At 49.9% G+C, this 23,048-nt stretch carries 12 protein-coding genes; 6 read left to right on the plus strand and 6 right to left on the minus strand.

Annotated features, from left to right (window positions below):
- The 4 genes from V2I46_02210 to pbpC all read left to right on the plus strand — a co-directional run bounded on the left by V2I46_02210 (window position 1) and on the right by pbpC (window position 10,342).
- Window positions 1-639 carry a copper homeostasis protein CutC gene (locus V2I46_02210; protein ID MEE4176302.1) on the plus strand — a complete coding sequence of 213 codons (639 nt, stop codon included), beginning with the start codon at window positions 1-3 and terminating at the stop codon, window positions 637-639.
- 45 nt (window positions 640-684) lie between these two features.
- Window positions 685-1,806: a hypothetical protein gene (locus V2I46_02215; GenBank protein MEE4176303.1), complete on the plus strand. Its 1,122-nt coding sequence runs from the start codon at window positions 685-687 to the stop codon at window positions 1,804-1,806.
- A gap of 124 nt (window positions 1,807-1,930) precedes the next feature.
- Window positions 1,931-7,534, plus strand: coding sequence for an MG2 domain-containing protein (locus tag V2I46_02220; GenBank protein MEE4176304.1), 5,604 nt, complete (start codon window positions 1,931-1,933; stop codon window positions 7,532-7,534).
- 417 nt (window positions 7,535-7,951) lie between these two features.
- Complete coding sequence (pbpC, locus tag V2I46_02225) at window positions 7,952-10,342, plus strand: penicillin-binding protein 1C (protein ID MEE4176305.1); 2,391 nt, start codon at window positions 7,952-7,954, stop codon at window positions 10,340-10,342.
- Window positions 10,343-10,402: 60 nt separating this feature from the next.
- On the opposite strand, the gene V2I46_02230 is transcribed toward pbpC, so the two are convergent.
- Both V2I46_02230 and V2I46_02235 read right to left on the minus strand, forming a co-directional pair.
- Complete coding sequence (locus V2I46_02230; GenBank protein MEE4176306.1) at window positions 10,403-13,390, minus strand: insulinase family protein; 2,988 nt, start codon at window positions 13,388-13,390, stop codon at window positions 10,403-10,405.
- A 268-nt stretch (window positions 13,391-13,658) separates the two neighbouring features.
- A complete protein-coding gene (locus V2I46_02235) occupies window positions 13,659-14,648 on the minus strand; it encodes a DUF1028 domain-containing protein (protein MEE4176307.1) in 990 nt (329 codons plus the stop codon).
- Between the two features lie 101 nt (window positions 14,649-14,749).
- On the opposite strand from V2I46_02235, the gene V2I46_02240 reads away from it, so the two are divergent.
- Entirely contained in the window at window positions 14,750-16,123 is a 1,374-nt protein-coding gene (locus V2I46_02240; GenBank protein MEE4176308.1) for a M20/M25/M40 family metallo-hydrolase, read from the plus strand.
- A gap of 16 nt (window positions 16,124-16,139) precedes the next feature.
- Here V2I46_02240 and V2I46_02245 read toward each other — a convergent pair whose 3' ends face one another.
- From V2I46_02245 to V2I46_02260, 4 genes are read right to left on the minus strand one after another with little or no spacing between them, the layout of a single operon-like run.
- A complete protein-coding gene (locus V2I46_02245; GenBank protein ID MEE4176309.1) occupies window positions 16,140-18,644 on the minus strand; it encodes a DUF294 nucleotidyltransferase-like domain-containing protein in 2,505 nt (834 codons plus the stop codon).
- Window positions 18,645-18,653: 9 nt separating this feature from the next.
- Window positions 18,654-19,394, minus strand: coding sequence for a metallophosphoesterase (locus V2I46_02250; protein ID MEE4176310.1), 741 nt, complete (start codon window positions 19,392-19,394; stop codon window positions 18,654-18,656).
- A 47-nt stretch (window positions 19,395-19,441) separates the two neighbouring features.
- Window positions 19,442-21,352, minus strand: coding sequence for a cation acetate symporter (locus V2I46_02255; protein ID MEE4176311.1), 1,911 nt, complete (start codon window positions 21,350-21,352; stop codon window positions 19,442-19,444).
- Window positions 21,349-21,630 carry a DUF485 domain-containing protein gene (locus V2I46_02260; GenBank protein ID MEE4176312.1) on the minus strand — a complete coding sequence of 94 codons (282 nt, stop codon included), beginning with the start codon at window positions 21,628-21,630 and terminating at the stop codon, window positions 21,349-21,351. The genes V2I46_02255 and V2I46_02260 overlap by 4 nt, the downstream gene beginning before the upstream one ends.
- Before the next feature lie 360 nt (window positions 21,631-21,990).
- On the opposite strand from V2I46_02260, the gene V2I46_02265 reads away from it, so the two are divergent.
- Window positions 21,991-23,048: hypothetical protein (locus tag V2I46_02265; GenBank protein MEE4176313.1), on the plus strand; the 1,058-nt coding region annotated here is incomplete at its 3' end.

Genomic DNA, 23,048 nt, shown 5'->3' on the forward strand with positions numbered 1-23,048 from the left:
ATGTCAAGCGAAACGAAAATCATCCTGGAAGCTTGTGTGGAAACTTATCAACAGGCTATTTCGGCTGAAGCCAATGGAGCCTCACGCATCGAGCTTTGCAATCGTTTGGATCTGGGAGGGATCACCCCGCCATTTGATTTGGTCATTCAATTGCTTATTGCCCTGAAAATTCCCATCATGGCTATGGTAAGACCCCGGGGTGGCGATTTTGTTTATACTGAGGAAGAGTTTGCGCAAATGAAACAGGAGATTCAACAACTCAAAGAACTGGGTTGCCAGGGCGTTGTTTTTGGACTGTTAACGCCTGGGGTCGAGATCGACATAGACCGTACCCGCCAGTTGGTGGAACTTGCGCGTCCTTTACAGGTCACTTTTCATAAAGCTTTTGATGATTGCCAGGACCTTTCAAAAGCCCTAACGGACTTAAAGGAAACAGGTGCCGATAGACTACTGACCTCCGGTGGTAAATTGACTGCCCATGAGGCTGTTCCGGTTCTCAACAGGCTGCTGAAAGAAGCCCAGGGAAATCCCAAACTTATTGTGGCGGGAAGGGTGACTCATGAAAATATTAACGATCTCCGTAAATTAATCCCTGAAGCCAGCGAATTTCACGGCAGGAAAATCGTGCAGGGGATATAAGGCCGTTTTGCAAATTACAGGTATTTATATTTTAATACTTTTTTTATGACTATTGAAGTGCGGGAGTTGGAAGGGAAAAAGGATTTGAGGACTTTTATCTACCTTCCAGAAAAGATTCATAAGAATCATAAGCAATGGATTCCTCCCCTGTATATGGATGAATGGTCCTATTTCGACCCCCTGAAAAACAAGTCTTTTTCCAATTGTGTGACGGTAATGGCGCTTGCCTGGGATGGGACTAAGCCGGTGGGCCGCATCATGGGCATCATTAACCCCCATTACAATGAGCTTCATTTGGAACGGAATGCCCGTTTTTGTTACCTTGAATGTTATCAGGATATTGAAATTGCCCGTGCCCTGCTGGATTTTATTGGCCAATGGGCACGTGAAAAAGGGATGCTAAAACTTGTCGGTCCTTTGGGGTTTTCTGATAAAGACCCCCAGGGCTGTAAGATCGAAGGGCACGATGAGCCGGTTGCTATTACCACAAGCGTCAACTTCCCATGGATGAAGGCATTTTACGAGGAACTGGGGTTTCAGAAAGAAGTGGACCTGGTTTCATACAGGATCGATATGCCCGAGAAGGTCCCCGAATATATTGAGCGGATCTCCAAACGGGTGATTGACAACAACGGTTACTCCCTCCTGGAATTTACCAGCCGAAAGCAAATGCGCCCCTGGATAGTCCCGGTCTTCAGGCTGGTGAACGAAACCTTTGTCAATATTTACGGGTTTATCCCACTTGAGGAAAAAGAGATGCAGGAACTGGCCGATCGCTATATTCCCATTCTCGATCCACGATTTGTAAAGGTCGTAACCAACCAGAAGGGCGAATTGATCGCTTTTGTGGTCAGCATTCCCGAATTAAGCCCGGGCATTAAACGGGCCAGGGGGCGACTGTTCCCATTCGGATGGTTCTTCATCCTGCGCGAAAGCCGAAAGGCAAAGATGCTGACCTTGCTGTTGGGGGCTATTAAGGAACCCTATCGTGGCCTTGGGATCGATTCGTTGGTGAGCTTTCGCATCCTAGAGTCGGCAACAAAGGCCGGGATGGAGTTCATTGACAGCCACTTGATTTTGGAAAACAACAAACGGATGCGCGCCGAGGTGGAACGGATTGGTGGAAAAGTGTACAAGCGGTTTCGCATCTTCTTCAAGGAACTTTAAGGAGTCATTTCTGTTTAAAGGTCCCTCCTGTTGTTTTACATTGAATTATTATGCCTTTGTATTGCAGGGTAATTAAAATTGCCTTAGGTTTGCTATATATACCAACCACCCAAGATCCCTTACCATGTCATTCAGAAACTCCTTGTCTTTGCCCATTTTGCTCCTTGCCCTTACCCTGATGTTTTGTCAGTGCTCAGGCCGCCGCAAGGCCGCTGAGATGAAAGATCCTGCCTACAACCCCCATATTGCGGCCTTTACCTCAGGGGTCATTCAAGGAGCATCCTCCATTAGTGTTGTCCTCAGTGAGGATTATTCAGGCGAGGTGGCTTTACAGGAGCCTGTCCCTGAAAAATTGTTCGACTTCTCGCCTGGCATCAAGGGGAAAGCATATTGGACCGATAGCCGAACCATTGAATTCCGACCCTCGGAACGTTTGCCCAATGGGCAGACTTATACAGCAAAGTTTTACCTGGGGAGAGTGAAGGAGGTGCCGAAAGATCTGGCCACTTTTAAGTTTTCTTTCCAGACCATCCCGCAATCCTTTCAGGTGGATGTAAACCAATTTGAGCCCCTCGATCCTGATGATGGTGAATGGAATCGCCTGGGAGGCCTCCTGGTAGCCGCCGATATGTTGGATCCGGCTCAGGCCGCCAAATTGCTCAGGGCTTACCAGGGCAGGAGGGAACTGAAGATCATCTGGACCCAGGAAGCCTCTGGCACACAGCTGCCATTTCAGATCGACAGCATCCAGCGCCCGGATAGCAAAAGCCAGGTAAAGATCACCTGGGACGGAAAGCCCATCGGGGTTCAGCAGAAGGATGAACTGCTGATCGATATTCCCGCCATCAGCGACTTCTCCGTAATGGAGGTTAGCCCGCACCAACAGCCTGAACAATTTGTCCTGGTCCGCTTTTCTGACCCGCTCAGCCCTGAGCAGGACCTGAACGGTCTCATCCGTCTGGAGGATGCCCCGGATCTGCGTTTCTTGATAGATGGTTCAGAAGTCCGGGTGTATCCCGAAACTCGTATCTCCGGGGCAAAGACCCTCACCCTGGCTGAAGGGATTAACAGCCGCCGGGGTTACCGCTTGGGTGCGTCGCAAGACTTTGTCCTGAATTTCGAAGATATCCAGCCAGCCGTAAAACTTGCAGGCACAGGCGTCATTATTCCCAATAGCGATGGCCTTATCTTTCCTTTCGAGGCGGTTAATTTGCGGGCTGTAGATTTAAGGATCATCAAGATTTTTGAAAATAACGTAGGGCATTTCCTGCAGGTTAACCAGATCGATGAAAGCAACCAGCTTAAAAGGGCAGGACGCCTGATTCTGAAACGTACAATCCCTCTGACTTCTGACCGCCCCATCGATTACGGAACCTGGAACACCTTCTCCTTTGACCTGTCAAAACTTATCAGCACTGAGCCAGGGGCCATTTACCGCGTTGAGATTGGTTTCCGCCGTGAACATTCAACCTACCGGTGCCCCGGACAAACCGAAGACGAAGCTCTTACCCAAATGGATGCCCCCGGCCAGTCTGGCATTGAGGATGAGCTGGATTATTGGGACTCACCCATGGGGTATTGGGACGACTATTCTTATGAGGATTACTATTCCTACGATAATTATGACTGGGAAGAACGCGACAACCCTTGCAGTAATTCCTATTATGGAAGGCGCCGCTCAGTAGCCCGCAATGTGCTGGCTTCCGATCTGGGCATTGTGGCTAAGGGCGGTTCGGATCAGGCGATGCTTTTTGCGGTTACCGACCTGAGAACCACGCTGCCATTGGCTAATGTCACCCTTGAGTTGTACAACTATCAGAACCAGCTGATTACAAGCGTAACCACTGACCGCAGTGGCATGGCCAAGGTTCAGCCTGATGGCAAGCCTTTCCTGCTGATTGCAAAACAGGATCAGCAAAGGGGCTATCTTCGCCTCGACGATGGCTCTGCCCTTTCCCTGAGCCGTTTCGATGTCTCGGGAAACGCTGTTCAGCGCGGCCTCAAAGGCTTTCTCTATGGGGAACGCGGCGTGTGGAGGCCAGGCGACTCCCTGTTTGTCGCCTTTATCCTCGAAGACCGGCAGAAAACCTTGCCCGAAGGCCACCCGGTCACCTTTGAACTCTACAACCCATTAGGACAGCTGGTCCAACGGATGACCCGTACCAGCGGCCAGAATGGCTTCTATGACTTCAGCACGGCCACAACCCCTGATGCGCCTACCGGAAACTGGTCGGGACGGGTAAGTGTGGGGGGGGACACCTTCTCACGGGTCTTTAAAGTCGAATCCATCAAGCCCAACCGCCTCAAGATAAACCTGGATTTTGGCACCGAAAGGCTTTCGGCTGGCAGCACTGCCGTAAAGGGCCACCTGAAGGTGAACTGGCTCCACGGGGCGCCTGCCCGGAACCTGCGGGCAAACGTTACTGCGACCCTGAGCCCCATGACTACCAGCTTCGATCGCTTCCCGGGATATACTTTTGATGATCCTTCCCGTAGCTTTGAAACGGAGGAACTGACCATTTTTGATGGAAAAGTCAGTGAAAGCGGGGAAGCCACAGTGCAATCCACCCTGCCGGTGAAGGGGCTGGCCCCCGGGATGCTCAATGCCGGCTTTGTGGTGCGCGTATTTGAAGAAAGCGGCGACTTCAGCATCGACCGTTTCAGCATGCCCTACTCTCCTTACAGCCATTATGTGGGGCTTAAACTTCCTGAAGGAGAGCCTTATACGGGGATGCTGGTGAACAACACAGATCATCAGATTGAAATAGTTACCGTGGATGCCGAAGGGAATCCCGTCTCCCGCCGCGACCTCCAGGTCGATGTCTATAAGGTGGAATGGCGCTGGTGGTGGGATGCTTCAGCAGAAAACCTGGCTTCCTATATGGCCAATTCACACCAACGGCCGGTGCATTCCGTGAAGGTGTCCACTACCAACGGAAAGGGCAGCTATACTTTCCGTATCCCTCATCCCGAATGGGGCCGTTACCTGATCCGCATCACCGATCCTGCAAGCGGACACAGCACCGGGGAAACAGTCTATGTTGACTGGCCCGGCTGGTCCTCGCGGGCAGCGGCATCCGACCCCCAGGCCGCAACCATGCTTAGCTTCTCTGCCAATAAGGACAAATACCAGGCAGGGGAGGAGGTCAAAGTGACGGTGCCCGCTTCCGCGGAAGGACGGGCGCTGGTGAGCATTGAGTCGGGCTCCAGGGTCCTCGATGCCTTCTGGGTCGAAACCAGGGGGCAGGATACCCAGTTCAGCTTTACCGCCACCGGCGAGATGGCGCCCAATGTCTATGTTCACGTGACCCTGGTCCAGCCCCACCGCCGCACCTCCAATGACCTGCCAATCCGCCTGTACGGGGTGATCCCTGTGGAAGTGGAGGACCCGGCTACACGCCTCGATCCCCTGGTAGAAATGCCCCAGGTCCTGAAACCCGGCGAGAATGCCAGCATCAAGGTAAAGGAGAAATCAGGGAAACCGATGACTTATACACTGGCCTTGGTGGATGAAGGTTTGCTCGACCTGACCCGTTTTGCCACCCCTGATCCCTGGCGTTCTTTTTATGCCCGCGAAGCCCTTGGCGTAAAAACCTGGGATATGTACGACTATGTGCTGGGAGCCTATGGCGGGCGCATCGAAAGGATCTTCAGCATTGGGGGCGACGAAGAGATCGTTGGGCGCCCCGAATCACAGGCCAACCGCTTCAAACCCGTGGTGAAGTTCCTCGGGCCCTTTACGCTTGAGCGAAACCGCAGCAACACCCATAGCTTTTTGATGCCCCAATACGTGGGGTCGGTCAGGGTGATGGTGATTGCGGGCAATGATGGCGCATACGGCCACGCTGAAAAGACTGTCCCGGTCAGGAATCCCCTGATGGTACTGGCTACCCTGCCCAGGGTCCTTACCCCTGGTGAAACCGTTAAGCTTCCCGTCACCGTTTTTGCAATGGAGAACCATGTGAAAAATGTCAGGGTGGAAGTCCAGACCAATGCCTTGCTCCCCGTCAGGGGCAGCACCAACCGCCAGATCAGCTTCAGCCAGACGGGCGACCAGGTGGTCAATTTCGACCTTGAGGTGGCCAAAGCCATTGGCGTTGGGAAAGTGAAGGTGGTGGTCAGCAGTGGCAGTGAACGCGCTGAATACGAGATTGAAATCGAAGTAAGGAATCCTAATCAGCGCATCTCTCAAGTCCTTGAAGCTGCGATCGATCCCGGCAAGGATTGGCAATCGGAGTATACCCTTCCGGGAATGAACGGCACCAATACCGCTGTGCTTGAGATCTCTTCCATCCCGCCCGTCGATTTTGGCAGGCGCCTGAAATACCTCATCAATTACCCCCATGGATGCCTCGAACAGGTAACCTCGGCTGCTTTTCCGCAGCTGTTCCTCTCGACGGTGATGGAAATGGACGCCCCTCTGCGCAGCAAGACCGAACAAAACATCGGCGAGGCCTTGCGCCTGCTGGGCCGCTACCAGATGCCCGGAGGAGGGCTAGCATACTGGCCCGGGGCTTCCGAAGCCAGCGATTGGGGCACCTCCTATGCCGGGCATTTCATGCTCGAGGCGGAGGCCAAAGGCTATTCCCTGCCCTTGGGGCTCAAGGATGGCTGGATTCGCTACCAGCGCAATGCAGCCCGCAACTTCAACCCCGGCGCCAGCAACATGCGTTTCGGGGCCTGGACCCAGAATGACCTCCTGCAAGCTTACCGCCTCTATACCCTGGCCCTGGCCAAAGCCCCCGAGATGGGCGCCATGAACCGCCTGCGCGAATCGGCCAGCCTGTCCCTGCAGGCACGCTGGCGACTGGCTGCAGCCTATGCCCTCGCCGGCCAGCCCGAAGCAGCAACCAGGCTTGTCGACCAGGCAGCTACCGAGGTCGGCGAATACCCGGCCTTCAATATGACTTATGGCTCACCTGAAAGGGATCAGGCGATGATCGTCGAAACTTTGGTATTGCTCAACCGCAGGGATGAAGCCGTTCCCGTGATCAGAAGGCTGTCGGAGGTGTTGACCAGCCAGCGTTGGCTGAGCACTCAGACCACCGCTTATGCCTTGCTGGCCATTTCCAAATTTGCCGGTGATCAGGCTGCAGGAAAGGACCTTAAATTTGCCTATCGCTTCAACAATGGCAGCGAAGAACAGAAAACTTCGCAGCTTCCTGTGAACCAGGTGGAACTGCGTGTGGGCGAGGCTTCAAAAGGGAATGTTACTGTTAAAAACTCCGGCAGTTCCGTATTGTTTGCCAGGCTGCTGATGACCGGCATCCCGGATGTTACAGAGATGACCGCTGCCAGCAGTAACCTTCAGGTTTCGGTGGCTTATCGCGGGATGGACGGCAAGGCGCTGGATGTAACCCGCCTGAACCAGGGCACCGACTTCTTGGCCGAAGTCACTGTGACCAACCCCGGCCGGCTTGGAAATTATACGGATTTGGTCCTAACCCAGGTTTTCCCCTCAGGATGGGAGATCCATAACACCCGCCTCGACGAATTTCCATCCGTACACCAGGCCAGTCAGCCCACCTACCAGGATATAAGGGATGACCGCGTCCACAGCTTCTTCGACCTCCAGGCAGGGCAGACCAAAAGCTTTGTGGTCGTTCTCAACGCGGCTTACCTTGGGAAATTTTTCCTGCCTGGGGTATTTGCCGAAGCCATGTATAACGACCAGGTTAATGCCCGCATCCCCGGTCAATGGGTCGAAGTGGTACAGGCCGGAAACTAAGGGAGAATGATAAAAGAAAAATGAAGAATGAAAAATGAAATCCATTCGGGAAGCGGCTTCAAGTCCCGCCCCGAATTTTGATGAATTCACCAGAAGGGTAAAAAGTAGTACTAAAAAAGAGTGCATTTATGCCAAAAAAAATCTTGTTGATTTAACCATGCTTGTACCATCCTCGTGTAAAGGTCGTGCCAGGTTCGTACCGGGTCCTTCTGGACACGACCGGGGTAGGTCTGTGGTAGGTCCCTGGCAGGGGACAGGATGGAAATGAAAAGGTTAAAATGAAAAATGAAAAATGGGAATAAGGTTATGAGAAACAGAATGTTTAATCTATTTTATTTGGGATTCACAAGGCCTGCTGAGCTTTTATAATCCCCTTCATTTTATTCCTCTGAATCGTTAATAATTCATCTATAATAAATGTCCAAAATAGTCCTTCAGCCTTTTTTGCGAAAATACCGTTACTGGCTTTTGGCCTTGGGATTGTTATTGCTGGTTTGGTTTTTCAGCTTGCCGCGCGATTTATTTCCTGATCCGGGCAGCACGGTAATTGAGGATCGGGAGGGGGTTCTGCTGGGAGCGCGGATTGCGGATGACGGGCAATGGCGTTTCCTTGAGATGGAGGAGGTTCCCGAACAGTTTGCCAAAGCCCTGGTGGCTTTCGAAGACCGTTATTTTTATTTTCATCCGGGGGTGAACCCCCTGGCCACCGTCCGGGCCCTGGTGCAGAACATCAGGGCGGGCAGGCGGGTGAGTGGCGGCAGTACGTTGAGCATGCAGGTAATCAGGCTTTCCCGAAAGGGGAAGCCAAGAACAGTCGTTGAAAAGTTGAGGGAGATGGTTTTGGCGACCCGGCTGGAGGCGCGCTATTCCAAAAAATCAATCCTTGCCTTGTATGCCTCCCACGCCCCTTTCGGAGGAAACGTAGTGGGGCTGGATGCGGCTGCCTGGCGTTATTACGGGCGCCCCCCCGCTGACCTGAGCTGGGCTGAGGCTGCCACCCTGGCGGTGCTGCCCAATGCACCTTCATTGATCTTCCCGGGAAAAAACCAAGAGGTTTTACTGGTGAAACGCAATCGTCTGCTGGATGAATTGTTTAGGCGCGGGCATCTCGACTCCCTCGACTGTGTGCTGGCCAAACTTGAACCTTTGCCCGGGAAACCCTATCCCTTACCGCTAATGGCGCCTCATTTGCTCGACCGGGTGTATTTGAATCAGCGGGGAACACGGGTGAAAACTACCCTGGATCCTCACCTTCAGCAAAGGGCAACAGCCATCCTGGAGGAGCATGCCCTGATGCTCAGGGCCAATCATATTCACAATGCTGCTGCCATCGTGCTTGAAGTGGAGACCGGACAGGTGCTGGCTTATGTGGGAAACACCCGTGGCCGTGCTGATGCCGGACAGGGTCATATGGTGGATGTCATCACTGCCCCGCGCAGCACTGGCAGCATCCTCAAACCCTTTCTCTATGCGGCGATGATGCAGGAAGGGCAATTGCTGCCCAATACGCTGGTGCCCGACATCCCTACCCAGATCGCAGGCTATTCGCCAAAAAACTATTTCCTGACCTACGACGGTGCCGTGCCTGCCAAGCGTTCCCTGACGCGATCGCTCAACGTGCCATCGGTGCGCATGCTTCGTGATTACGGCGTGGAGAAGTTTCGTTTCATCCTGAAGCGTCTGGGAATGAACACCCTGGTATATCCCCCGGGCCATTACGGCTTGTCCATCATTCTGGGTGGAGCCGAGGGAAGCCTTTGGGACATCAGTGGGATGTATGCCAGCCTTTCAAGGGTGTTGCGGCATCACGGGGATTATTACGGGATGTATGACCTGGCCGACATTCATCCTCCTGTTTACCTGGCAGATCAGGTTTCCGGTAAAAAGCGCAATTCCGGGAGTCGCCAAAAGCTGGAAGACTATGGTCCGGTAAGTGCCGCGGCGGTATGGCTTACCTGGGAGGCCCTGGTGGAGGTAAATCGCCCAGATGCTGAGGCTGGATGGCAGGCGATGGCGTCGAAGGGCAAGATCGCCTGGAAAACAGGGACCAGCTTTGGGGGGCGTGATGCCTGGGCCGTGGGCACTACCCGGGACTATGTGGTTGGGGTTTGGGTGGGTAATGCAACGGGGGAAGGACGCCCGGAACTGACTGGGCTGGGCGCTGCAGCGCCCATTCTGTTTCAGTTGTTCGACCTGTTGCCCGCCTCTGCCTGGTTTGATCCCCCTTACGGGGAAATGGAACAGGTGGCGGTGTGCCGCGAAAGTGGCCACCGTGCCGGGATGCATTGCCCCGTCCAAGACACTCTGTGGGTCCATTCAAAGGGGTTGAAAACGCCACCCTGTCCTTATCACCAGCTGGTGCATCTTGACTCTTTGGGGCAATATCGCGTGAACAGCGATTGCGAATCCGTTGGCAAGATGATCACTGCTTCCTGGTTTGTCCTGCCTCCTGCAATGGAATGGTTTTACCGCTCGCGTAATCCGGCATACCGCCCGTTGCCGCCCTGGCGAGGCGACTGCCAGCCGCAGGAATCCCATACCATGATGGAGATGATCTATCCGCGCGAGGGCATGGCCATTTTTGTTCCGCGTGAGCTGGATGGTTCAGCCGGGAAGACCATCTTTGAAGTTGCGCACAGGGACTTGGGCACAAGGATTTTCTGGCACCTCGATGGTGAATACCTGGGCGAAACATGGCAAAACCACCAGATGGCTCTGGCGCCTGAACAGGGATTTCATACCCTCACCCTGGTGGATGAAGCCGGAAACACGCTTAACCGGGTTTTCGAAATTGTGGGAAAACCATAAAAAAACCACCGCGAAATGAGCTTCACGGTGGTTTTTATTTTTGGGAAAAACTTTGTCCGCTTATTCGGTTATTTTTACAAGGGTGCGGAAAAGATCTTCGTTCTCCCTGATTTTTTCCTCATTTCCATATACGGTATAGACATCGCGGTCCAGGATCTCCCTGATCATGGTGCTGAATGACCTGATATCCCCGGCACTGGTGTTCAGGATCTCCTGCCTTTCTTTTAGCAGGTCTTCATGCGATACATTCTCATAATGCCTCCACAGCGCAAACTGGCCGGAAACAGATGGGGTTCTGGGCTGGTCATGCTTGGCGATGGTGCCAATGATATAACGCGTCATCTCCATATCATCGGCCTCAAAATTTTCCAGATACTGGGGCAGTCCCTCAAAATTGTCAAGGGTTTCTTTCAGGTTTGGGTCCCTGTAAGAAGAGAAAAACAGGGGACCTGTGGGGTTCAGGGTTGAAAAGCCCCCGTAGGCACCTCCCATCACCCTGATTTTGTTCTGCAGATAGTCAGTCGAGAGAATCTGGTTCAGTACATAAAAATGCCCGTTGATGGAATAGCCCAGCTTTTTGAAATCGTATCCTTGCGTAACATACTGAACCTTTGATGCCGAGAGCAAACCTTCATTGGCTGGAAGGTACTCCAGCGACCAGGTTTGCATAACGGGTTTTTCATTGGGAAGGGAAGCCAGGAATGATTTGAATCCGTCTTCAAAGGCGCCATAGTTGTTTTCTGCACAGGTGACCTGAACGCTGATGTTATTCTGGTTAAACAGTAAACTTGCAGTTTCCCTGAGCCTGGCGATCATTTCATCGGAACGGGTATCAAATTCATTGTTCAGTTCAGTAACGAACCTGTAATAGCTGATACCCCTGGTCATTTCATTGAAAATCCCTTGCTTGTTAAAATTGGCCAGCAGACGGAGGTTTGCAAAATTCAGGCCATCGTTGGTGATCCTTCTTTCCACAACAGCCTGGTGGCGGGTCAGGATGGTCTTCAGGCGTTCGCGGTCTTCCAGGTTAAAGGTGTTGATGATTTCGGCGGCGAGTTCAAAGAAAGTTCCTGTCTTGTCTGACATGGCCTTCCCGCCAGCCAGGAAGAACGGCAAAAGTTGCTCGTCCGACTGGTTCTGTAAATACGAATCAAGGGTAGTCCAGAAGGAGCCAGTATGGATGTTCAGCGCATTGTCGAGTTCACCAACGCTTTTGGTTTCCGTTCCCATTTCGCGGATCAGGGCCGAAAGAAGGCTGGCATAGGGGATCAGTTTCTGGGGCAAGGTGCGCATGTCAAAATATAGGTAAATGTAAATGATGTCGTTGGTGAAATCCTCGTAATGGAAAACGGGGGCATTCCGGAATTTTTTCTCCTGCAAGGGATACCAGTTGACTTCGGGTGAGATGTCTTCCAGTGACAGCATAGGAACAGAGGCCAAAGCTTCAGGGCTGTCTTCGCTAAGCTGATACTGCTTTAATTCTTTGGTCTGCTGCACCAGGGCATCGATTTCCTCCTTGCTGAGGCTTGCTTTATATTCCGCAAGTTCCTGACGCTCGCGCTCCACATGGATCTGCTCAAGCCCGGGCTGAGGATACATGGCAACCAGCACGGCATGGGGATTCTGGATCAGATACTCCTCCATAAGATTTTCCAGGATAGGCTGTTCGAGTGATTGTTTCACATAGGCCAGGGGTTTTTCGAATTCGAGGCCGGCAAAGGGGTCTCCATCGAACATCCAGTTGATATACGATGCCATCATATACATCATTCCCTTGGCTGAGGTGTTACCCTCTCTTAGCTGGAATTCCTTTCGGTTGATAATCCCTTCCAGCATTTCCTTGTCAAAACCCTTGTCAGCGACTTCTTTCATGGTTTGAAAGACTATTTCACGGAAACGATCCCTGTCTTCGCGGTTGGCGTTTTGAAGGAGGATCAGAAACTGGTTTTGTTTTCCCTTCTTCAGGCCGGCGCTGACGTTCTTGCCCAGACCAGCTTCCTGAAGGGCAATTCTTAGGGGAGCTGACTCGTGGTTGACCAGGGCATCGGCAATCACCTCCATGGCCATGTTAAACTCCTGGTTGATCCCTTGTCCGGCTACAAAATTCATCAACAGATAGGTGTTGTCCTGAATGTTGTTGCCTTCGGCCACCGCATAGGGAGTCTCCAGTTCTTTCATCCTGTCGAAGGGTTTTTGCATGGGAAGCTCAATCACAGCATCCGACCGGGTAAAACGGGAGAGGTAATTTTCGTTGATGAAAGCAAGTTCTTTATCCAGATCAGCATTCCCGTATAAAGTGATGTAGCTGTTGGATGGATGATAGAAAGTGCGGTGAAAATTCAGGAATTCCTCATAGGTGAGCCTGGGGATCTCGGAGGGATAACCACCCGAGCAGTTGCCATAGGTGTTGTCGGGAAAGAGGACCTTCCAGCTTTGATAATAAAGTTCCCTGTTGGGGCTTGAATAGGCGCCTTTCATCTCATTAAAGACCACCCCTTTGTAAACGATTTCAGCTTCCGGTTCTTCAATTTCATAATGCCAGCCTTCCTGGAGGAAGATTCTCGGGTCGTCATAAATCCTTGGGAGAAGGGTGGCGTCGAGGTAGACATGCATAAGGTTGAAGTAATCCTTTTCGTTCATGCTGGCCACCGGATAGGTGGTGAAATCCGAACCCGTCATGGCATTCAGGAAGGTGTTGAGTGACCCCCTGCGCAGCACATTAAAGGGGCTCTTTACCGGGAAGCTTTGTGAGCCGTTCAGAACGGAGTGCTCCATGATGTGGGCCACCCCGGTGCTGTTTTCAGGAAGGGTATTAAAGGCAATGTTAAATAGCTTGTTCGGATCATCCGCAGCAATCTTGATCAGTTGTGCCCCGCTTTGCTCATGGATGAAAAAAAGGCATTCTGCATTTACTTCCGGAACAAACCTCTTTTCCTTTAAACTAAACCCGTGATAGGTTTGGTTTTCATTAAATGATTCCATTGGTCTGCCGGCAAGCAGCATACCAGTCATCACCATCAAGATGGTGAAAACGATTCCTTGTTTCATGATTTAATTTTAAATTTGACAATGATTTGGAGGTTTATATGGCGCAACGTGACAACAATAAACATGCAACATTTATTAATGTATTATTTTTCAAATCATTAGAGGTGAGGGTGATGGGGATGTAAACCAGTCTGGTGATGCAGAAACGGACAGTTTTGACCGATAACGGACACCTATAGCCAAAGGGGGCAGCTTCTATGAAGTGCCTCTTTTAAAAATAAAACGTAAAGGACTTGCCCTGGATCGGGAATGAGAGGTAGATGCCGGATCAGAGATTCATAATTTTCTCCAGGTCAGCTTCGCTGATATTCAGTAAGCCGGAAGCATGAAGCCGGCGCGTAAGCTCTTTCCAGTTTCCGTCTATTTGAAATATAGCCTTCAGGATGGGTAGGGCCTCATTTATGCTGCCACTGTTAGCCAGGCCGATAGCTTTCCAGTACTTCATTTCAAGGTTGTCAGGGAACATTTGTTCGGCGGCTCCGTATTCCTCCATGGCTTTCTGCATGTCGCCGGCTTCCATAGCCAGGTCACCATTGTTCATGTGGGTATAGGCACGATGGACCCTGAGCAGGCGTTCGAGTTCTTCCAGGGGTAAAGGATGATCATCCACCCTTAGGTCAATAAGCTTATCGGATGAAGGATGGGATGCTGTTGTGCCACTCACCACAAGCAGGGCAGCCGATTGCCGGCCGCGAATATCGCCTCCTGCTGCTTCTGCCGCCTTCATTGTTTCAATTACCCGTTCTGCCAAGGGAAGGTGGGCATTGCTTTCAAAAGCCAGGCGCATGGCAGGGATGACAAGGTCGTTGAGCATCATATTGGCCTGCACCGAGTAGTTTTCGCCTACATAATGCCCGGCCCAGGCTATGCATTTGGCGCCGGTGTAAGCGTCCACATTGCCCGTCGCATCGAGGAAGGCTACCTGCCGGAAGTCACGCCCTTCGTCTTCTGAGATCAGTCGCTCCAAGGCAGTTTGGGCATCCAGACCTTCTTCCATCAGGGCCAAGCCATCGGGACCCAGGGCAGGGTTCACGAACGATTGCGTGGCTACCACGCCTACACCCGACTTTCCCCAGCTTACTACAGTACCTACCGAGAACCAATGGCTTTGTACCCCAATGGCCATTTCACCGGTCACGGGATCGCGGGCTACAATGGAATAGGTATGGGCAAAGGGCTCGGTCTGCTTGTAAACCTGCCCTGCTGCAAGTTGATTCATCAGGATAACCATCATTAAATTGATTGCTGCTTTTCTCATAGGATTTGACTTTGTTTCTTTTCAAAGCTATTGAAATTTTCCCTTGAAACCAGTGCTTCTAATCATTACTTTTGGATTTTTATTTGAAAAATCAGTGAGCTATGCAAAAATTGATCATTACGCTGTTCATCCTTATTTTTGGTACTCTTTCAGCCAGGTCTCAGCAGGTTGTGGTGGAATCCATTTTCCTCGAAGCGCTTTCATCTAATATTGCTTATGAAAATCTTCAGATTCTTTGCGAAACCACCGAAGGACGTATTGCTGGCTCACAGGCTTCCCTGGCGGCAGTGGACCTTACGCAAAGGATGATGGAGGGGCTTGAATTAGATTCGGTTTATCGTCAGGAGATTATGGTACCCCATTGGATCCGCGGGGAAGTGGAACTTTCCCGGATGGAGTCAAGACTTTTGGGTTCCCAGGCTTTAACGGTTTCTTCCCTGGGTTTGTCTGTTGGGACAGGCCCTGATGGAGTAAAAGCCCGGGTAACAGAGGTTAAAGGTCTGGATGAACTGGAAAGCCTTGGGCGGGAAGGGATTGAAGGGCGGATTATATTCTTCAACCGGCCCTTCAACCATGCTTTTTATAATACTTTCCTGGGATACGGTGATGCCGTGGATCAGCGATTCTATGGACCGCATCGGGCAGCCCAGTATGGTGCTGTTGCCGTAATCGTGCGATCCGTAACCAGTGCCATACACGATTTCGCCCATACCGGCGTGACTTACGTAAGTGAAGAGGGGCCGAATATCCCTGCTGTAGCGGTCAGTACTTTGGGTGCTGAACAGCTTAGCCAATGGCTGGAGGCCGATCCTGAGCTGGAACTCTATCTCGAAACCCATTGTCGGCAGCTTCCGGATACTGTTTCATATAACGTCATTGGGGAAATAAGGGGTAGCCATTACCCCAATGAGATCATTACTGTGGGCGGACATCTTGATGCCTGGGACAATAGCCCTGGTGCACATGATGACGGTGCAGGCTGCATGCAGTCCATGGAGGTGCTACGCATCTTCCGCGCGCTTGGATTACAGCCCAAGAGGACCGTAAGGGCTGTCATGTTTATGGACGAGGAGATCGCTCAGCGGGGAGGGCAGGCTTACGTAGAAGATGCCCGTGTGAATGGCGAAGAGCATTATTTTGCGCTGGAAGCCGACAGGGGGGCATTCAGTCCGCGTGGGTTTTCCATTGATGCTGCTCCCGAAAACCTTTTAGCCATTCAGGCATTGCAACCCCTGTTCGCTCCCTATGGGATGCATGAGTTTATTGCCGGGGGAAGCGGGGTAGATATCGAGCCCCTGAAAAAGCATTTTCAAATGACCCTGGCAGGCTTGCTTACCGATTCCCAACGATATTTTGATGTTCATCATTCGGCAAACGATACCTTTGATAAAATCAACCGTCGCGAGATGCAGCTGGGAAGTGCCGCCATGGCCGCCCTTATTTACTTGCTGGATGCCGGGGATGTTCTTAAGTAGGTTTCTTTTGCCCCTTTTAACTGATCCTGAAATCGATGGAAAGGCGGTTCAGATGATCGTTTATCATGGTGGTGACTCGTTTCAGCATGGCTTTATCCATTTCAGAAAGATGCTTTGCGTTGATTTGATTGCTGAATGGTTCACCCGTTTCAAACTGCTGTAACTGGCCTTTTATCCGCAACAGGGTAAGAAACCTGAACCCCTGTTCGAAATCATCCGTTAAGGTCGATGGAATGGCTCCTGCCGATTCCAGGGCAAACAACCTTTCACTGGTATTCCTAAGACTAATTCCGTTTTTAAGGGCCCAAAGGCGGACGATGCTTGTAAGCGAAAGGATGGGAAGCTTAATGTCAATGTTGTCGTTCTTCAAAGCGGAACTATCCAATACCTGAGGCCTTAAGGAAATGACACTTTTGGCGAGATTGAAAAAGAAGATATCCTTTCCTTTAAGTTCTTTCAGAACAAAATGCTGCAGTTCTTCAGCCAGTTCCTGATGTCCTGCCACGGCCCTGAAGTCAAAGAAGATTGAGGTTTTCAATAACTCCTGGGGGTTTGGGGTGGTGATCCATGCTGCAATGGCTTTTTGCCAGTCTTCAAGATCCATGCACCAATCGGGGTTTAATGCCATTACTCCTCCTTTGCACAAAGGATATCCCGCTTTGTGGAGGTTGTTGCAGACCCGGTTTCCAAGTTGAAGGAAATAATCCTTATTGGATTCTTTGTCGATTGCTTTGTCTGATCGAAAAACAATGGCGTTGTCCTGGTCGGTGGCCAGCGTTTGTTCGAATCGTCCCTCACTTCCAAGTGCAAGGAAGGCAAAGGGGGCGGGCGGAGGCCCCATTTCATTCATAGCCTCTTCGATTAATTTCTGGGTAATGGCATCAGAAACCTTGCTGATGAGTTTTCCGCTGGTGGCAGCCCCGGTGCCGGTTTCTACCAGTCGTTGAATAAGGGTAGGCAGGCGGTTCAGGTTGTCGGCAATTTCATATACTGTTTCTGCTTTTCTGATGGCATTCATGAGGTATTCGGGTGTATCGCGACGCAATTCTGAAAGGCTCAGTAAGCTAATATAGGAGGGTTTTGTATGTTCCCTGGGAAGTACCACAATATAGGAAACCTGGTGCTGCAACATCAGGGAGAAGGCATCCATAACCATATCGTCTTCAGAGAGGCTGATTACGGGGGCACTCATGATCTTTTCTGCCGGGATTCCGTGATCCATTCCGCTGGCCACTATCCGCCTGCTGATGTCGCTTTGTGTGATAAGACCCGCCACAGAGCCATCATCATTCATCACCAGGATAATATCGGCTTTGGCACGTGCCATCATCCGGGCTGCCATATTTACGGTGGTTGTGAGATCGCAGCGAGGGGCAGGTTGAAGGTGTTCGGAAAGGGGCTGCAACAATAGGCTAGAGGATATCTGCAACTTGTCAAAGGCGCGAAATTTCTCGATTTTCATTTCCAGTTCGCGTACCCGGTCCTTTTGCCTGGAAATATCCTTCACCCCATAAATGAACCCGTGTTTTCCTTCCAATTCAAATTTCGACCGGTTAACGACGACATCCACTGTATTGCCATCAAAACCAGGGATCTTTTGTTCTGAAACCAGGGCTTCCTCCCTATCCCCTTCGTGGCCTTGGTCAGCTTCTTCAATCAAAGTTTCAAGTCTTTCAAACAGTTGAGATTCTTTGGATTCAAAGTCTTTTTCGGAGAAGCCCAAAAGGCCCAGGACAAAGGGATTTGCATAGGCGATCTCATCCTCAAGCACCAGGATCACCCCATCGGCTGATGCATCCACCAGCTTCTTATAACGCTCCATTGAATCACGCAGCTTTTCCTGTGCCTTTTGTCGTTCAAGTTCAGCCATATAGTTGCGGCGGGTCAGGTAAGCAATCAGGGCACCCAGAACCAGGGTGGCAAGAATAGATATCCAAATGACCCTGCGGGAAAGACTTGCAATCTCGCGATTTACATCATCGATATAAATGCCCGTACCCACGATCCATCCCCAGGGTTCATAAGGCTTAACATAGGAAAGCTTTGAAACGACTGTAAGGCTGTCGTCTTTCCATTGCCATTTGTAGTCGATGTATCCCTCACCCTTTTCCTTAACAATGTTAACGATATCCACAAAAAAGTTCTTTCCCTGGTTATCGCGGTAGTCAGAAAGATTCATTCCAATCATCCCGGGGCGATAGGGGTGCATGACCATTACCGGAATTGTATCGGTTATCCAGAAATAGTCTTTTTGCTCAGGTCCGTATCGCATATCACCGATAATAAGGGCTGCCTCCCTTTGAGCTTCATAAAGGCTGAAGGTATCGGTTACCATCCTGTCGAGCTTGCGCATAACGCTTAAAGCCGTATTGGTAAGTTCGCGAATGGTTTCGCGTTTTCCTTCCATGAGATTCTCGCGATAAGTAGGTATGATCACGAGGAAAGTGACTCCTACGAAAAGTAAAACGGCCACAAGGGCTGGGAGTAGAATCCGGGAAAAGAATCGCTGACCTATATGCATGGTGAAATTTTAATTTAATGGGACAGGTGTGATAATGCTCGAATGCGTATCAAAGATGATAAAACCGCTGGTATTACGCCCGTTGACAATAGCAGGGCAAAAAACAATTTTTGGTGAATGGTTAATTTTTACCTGTGAAAACCCCGGGTCTGCCCAGAGAAATTTCCCGGCCATGCTGATTCCCAGAGGGTGGCTGTGACCAGCAAAAGCTACCTGGCAATTCAGTTCTTTCATGAGCCTTAAATGCTGCCTTAATTCACCGGTGTGAAAGGGAAACCAACGACTGACTCCTGAGAGGTCAGGCTGCATGAAATGCGAAAAAAATATTTTCCTAGCGCCCGTATCCAGGGCTTTAAATTCAGGTAAACTTTCAAGGTAATTTCTGTTTTCGGGGCTCAGTAGAGGAACGACCTCCGCTTCATACAGCCAGAGCTTCTCCCCGGTGAGTGAGGCTTGTTCTTCAATGCTAAGGTCATACCAGTTATCGGGCATGTGCCTCTCAAGGTGGTAGGAGGGCAGGCGTTGCACGGAAAAAAGGTCGTGATTTCCGGCCAGTGAAAAATGGGCGTATTCCCTCACTAGGTCAATGCATGCATTGGCATCAGGGGGATGATCATAATACCGATGGGCAAAACCGGTAATGTCGCCAAGGCAAACCAATAGGTCGTAACCCAGCGATTGAAGTTTTCCGAAAGCTTTTTCCAGCATTTCGAAATCCTCATGAATATCGGTAATAATGGCTATTCTCATGCTTTAAGTGCCTGAGAATCAAATATACAAAAAAGAATGTACAACGACTATCTTACAGTCAATGTCTTTTTCTGTGTAAGAAGCGAGACCACAATAAGAACGATGAACGACAAGGGAATTGAAATAATTCCTGGGTTGTCAAAGGGTATCAATGCGTTTTCCTTAGGTAGTCCGTATCTTTCGAACATGCTGGGTGACAGCAGGATAATGGTTACTGCTGAGACGATGCCCACCGTAATGGAACTAGCAATTCCTTTGGAAGTCGTCTTTTTCCAGAATATCACAGCAAGGATGGAAGGAAGGTTGGCAGATGCGGCAATGGCAAAGGCCAATCCCACCAGAAATGAAACGTTCATCCCTTTAAACAGGATCCCCAGGATGATGGCCAAGATACCCACACCAAAGGCGGCTATTCGCCCGGCTTTAACTTTTTGCTTGTCGGTCATTTCCACCTTCAGGTATTTATCCACGAAGTCGTGGGCAATGGCACCTGATGATGCCACGATCAGTCCGCTCACCGTTCCCAGTACCGTTGCAAAAGCAATAGCCGAGATGATGGAAAAGATCCCTACGCCAAAATACTTGGCCAGGAGTGGTCCCGACATGTTGCTGCTTTCGAGGTCGTTGACGCCGTTGATCATTGCTCCAAGGCCCATATACATGGTAAGGATGTAAAAGAATCCAATGGCAGCAATGGCAACCACCGTTGATTTACGGGCGGCCCGTTGGCTGGGTACTGTGTAGTATCGGATCAGGATATGCGGCAGTGCTGAAGTCCCGAAGAACAAGGCAAGCATCAAGGAGATGAAGTTTATCTTATCCCAAAGCTTGGCGTTCTTACCTAACTTAAACAATAGGCCGGGCTTTAAAATATCAGACCCGGCAGTAGGTTTCTGATAAAAAATGGTTACCCGGTCATCGCCATCCAGGAAGAACGTTTTTTGGAAAAGTACCACTTCACTCTTTTCAAGGGTGCTGAGCATTTCAAAAGGTCCAACAGGGCCTGTTTGCTCAACTTCAACGCCTTTGTGGACAATTTTGCTCATGTGACCCACTTGGTAAAACTTATTTTCTGAGCGGGGGGCACCATTGTATAAGGTCTGACCATCACTCGTCACAGTGATACTTGGGGCTTCTTTTAATACAAAAGAACCTTCGGGCAGGGCCTCCAGTTTAAACCACTGGTGAATGCCATCCTTCTCCAGTTTTGCAAAGGTATTACCGCCATATTGCGTTTGGCTGACAAGCTTGTATTCGTCCTCGGTAATGGAAAGAATCTCATCGCCTACAACCAATGCTTCAACGGTTTTGAACTCATGGTAATCTTCGTAAGGCTTCAGGTTAATTCCATTACGAAGGATGTAAATGGTTAAAATAATTGAAAAAGTTATTAGCAACCCGCCCTTGATAAATTGAACGTAGGTAGTTGAGGTCATGCCTGCGGTGGCTACGATATATATAACGATTGCACCGACAATGACCACCCCGGCCCAATGGGGCAAACCTAGCAAAGGCACCACCAGGTCACCAGCACCTACCATTTGGGGAATTAAATAAAAAATGGAAACGATTAGGGTACTGATGGAGGCTGTCAATTTGATGCTCTTGGAGTTGAATTTGGAATCAAGGGCATCAGTAAAAGTGTATTTCCCAAGGCGCTTTAAAGGCTCTGCCACAACAAAAAGTGCCACAACCCACCCGGCAAGATAGCCGATTGAATAAAGAAAACCATCGTAGCCAGCATAAGCGATCATTCCGCAAATACCAAGAAACGAAGCAGCAGAAAGATAATCACCTGCGAAGGCAATACCATTAACCCCCCAATGAATGGTGCCCCCTGCAGCATAATAGCTGGCTGAGGATTGGGTACGCGATCCGAAATAAAAGGAGAGGCCTATGACCAGGGCAACAAAGATCAGAAAGATCAGAATGGCCCAAATGGATGCATCGTATGTCATATCTTAACCCCTCCATTCATTTTGTCTTCCATGCGGGTGCAAACCAAACTGTAAATCAGTCCCATCAGAAAGGCCAGTAATATGAGGCCAAAACCATAAACTACGGCTAGATTGAGCCCCGAAAACACGATCATTCCAAGCGTGTCGGTGAAAAAAAGACCTAACAAAACAAAAACGGCATAAATAACCGCATAAACGAAAAACAAGATTAACCCTAATCTCGTCTTCCTTCTGGAGGCATGATCAGCACCCAGTTCAACTGCAGGTTCATGTAACATTTTAAAAGATTTTGGTGGTTATTGGTTGGATTCAGAAAGCCCTTGTAGGGAAAACCAAGGGAATTCCCCATTTTTTAAAGCCATAAAAATAGAACATTTTTAAACAAATGTTACATTGGGGTTAAATTTACAATTCCTTTTGTTAAATTAGCAATGGATTTTACTCTATTGCATGTGATTTTCTCCGGAGTGAATAAGCTATACCCACATAGTCCCTTATGGACATGGATTCTTTTTACTTCCTTGATTTTACATTCTTTAACAGGCTTTTCTGAAACCACCTTTAGACTGAAATTCTTGCCTCCACGCTTGGATGAAGTCAGTGATTATTCTTTTTTGCCTGAAGGAATGACGCCGGAAATGCTTTTTTCGATACCCTCCGATGACAGGGTTGGCGGTCATGAAGTTACCATATTACCTTTTAATGGAACCTACTATGCCTTCCGCTCTTGCTTTTTTGATGTTTTTGTCTGGACCGATACCGCCTGGGTGAACTTATACCTCGGCAAAGTATATGGGTATAATTGTTTTAGCCAGCAATTTATACTGGGCCAAGACATCTTTTCAATTGGGGGCTATGGTTTCTATAAAAGGCATAGCGAAATGATCCATTGGAGTGACAGGGATAAGCGATGGAATATGGTTATTGTGGAAAACCTGCCCTTTGACTATTCCACATCCATCACTGGATTGGTGGGCGATTCCATTGTTTGTTTGTTTGGCACTTATCTGCGGGAAAGCACCGGAAGGCATAAAGCAGAAAGAAATGGATGGCTCCTGGACATTGGCGAAAAAACCTGGAAGCCGTTAAGAGTTAAATTACGAGTTCCAAGGGAGTATAAAGGACTTGTTTCACTGGGCACCTCCTTTGATCTCAAGGATTTCTTTGTTTTCAGGCATGCTTACAAGGGAATAGCCGGGTATTTTGTTATGGATAAGGCCACCTTTGAAGTGTTTTTTTGGGACAGGGCAAATACCGTTGAACGGTCACCCTTCTTTTTTACGGAAGGAAACAAATTGATTCACCAGGAATCCAGTGACGGTTTGATCCTTACCGATTTCGAATCGGGGCGCGAAGAGTTTTTAAAGGTGGGAAAGGTGAAAATTAAATGGAAACCTTCATCCGGATTCATGATGGCTGTGTCCTCTGGGGTTTTAATCCTGGCTTGTTTATCGGTTTTCTATGCCATAAGGAGACCACGGAATCAAAAAGATGCTGAAGAAAATGGCCTGAATGGCTTGGATATTGATTTGATTGAGCGTTTGATAAGCCAATTGTACAAGTATTCCGGGCAGGTCCTGCAAGTGGATGAGCTGGACCGGCTGTTTGAGATCGATCACTTGCCCAACCCTGACTATAAACGGGTTCGGCGGTCAAGGATCATCGGAGAAATCAATGCCCGGTTCAAGGCACTGCA

Origin of the sequence: Bacteroides sp. (assembly GCA_036351255.1) — a bacterium.
GTDB lineage: Bacteria > Bacteroidota > Bacteroidia > Bacteroidales > UBA7960 > UBA7960.

Coding starts and splice junctions, on each gene's coding strand:
- V2I46_02210 (MEE4176302.1), top strand. CDS start 1: ATGTCAAGCGAAACGAAAATCATCCTGGAAGCTTGTGTGGAAACTTAT.
- V2I46_02215 (MEE4176303.1), top strand. CDS start 685: ATGACTATTGAAGTGCGGGAGTTGGAAGGGAAAAAGGATTTGAGGACT.
- V2I46_02220 (MEE4176304.1), top strand. CDS start 1,931: ATGTCATTCAGAAACTCCTTGTCTTTGCCCATTTTGCTCCTTGCCCTT.
- pbpC (MEE4176305.1), top strand. CDS start 7,952: ATGTCCAAAATAGTCCTTCAGCCTTTTTTGCGAAAATACCGTTACTGG.
- V2I46_02230 (MEE4176306.1), bottom strand. CDS start 13,390: ATGAAACAAGGAATCGTTTTCACCATCTTGATGGTGATGACTGGTATG.
- V2I46_02235 (MEE4176307.1), bottom strand. CDS start 14,648: ATGAGAAAAGCAGCAATCAATTTAATGATGGTTATCCTGATGAATCAA.
- V2I46_02240 (MEE4176308.1), top strand. CDS start 14,750: ATGCAAAAATTGATCATTACGCTGTTCATCCTTATTTTTGGTACTCTT.
- V2I46_02245 (MEE4176309.1), bottom strand. CDS start 18,644: ATGCATATAGGTCAGCGATTCTTTTCCCGGATTCTACTCCCAGCCCTT.
- V2I46_02250 (MEE4176310.1), bottom strand. CDS start 19,394: ATGAGAATAGCCATTATTACCGATATTCATGAGGATTTCGAAATGCTG.
- V2I46_02255 (MEE4176311.1), bottom strand. CDS start 21,352: ATGACATACGATGCATCCATTTGGGCCATTCTGATCTTTCTGATCTTT.
- V2I46_02260 (MEE4176312.1), bottom strand. CDS start 21,630: ATGTTACATGAACCTGCAGTTGAACTGGGTGCTGATCATGCCTCCAGA.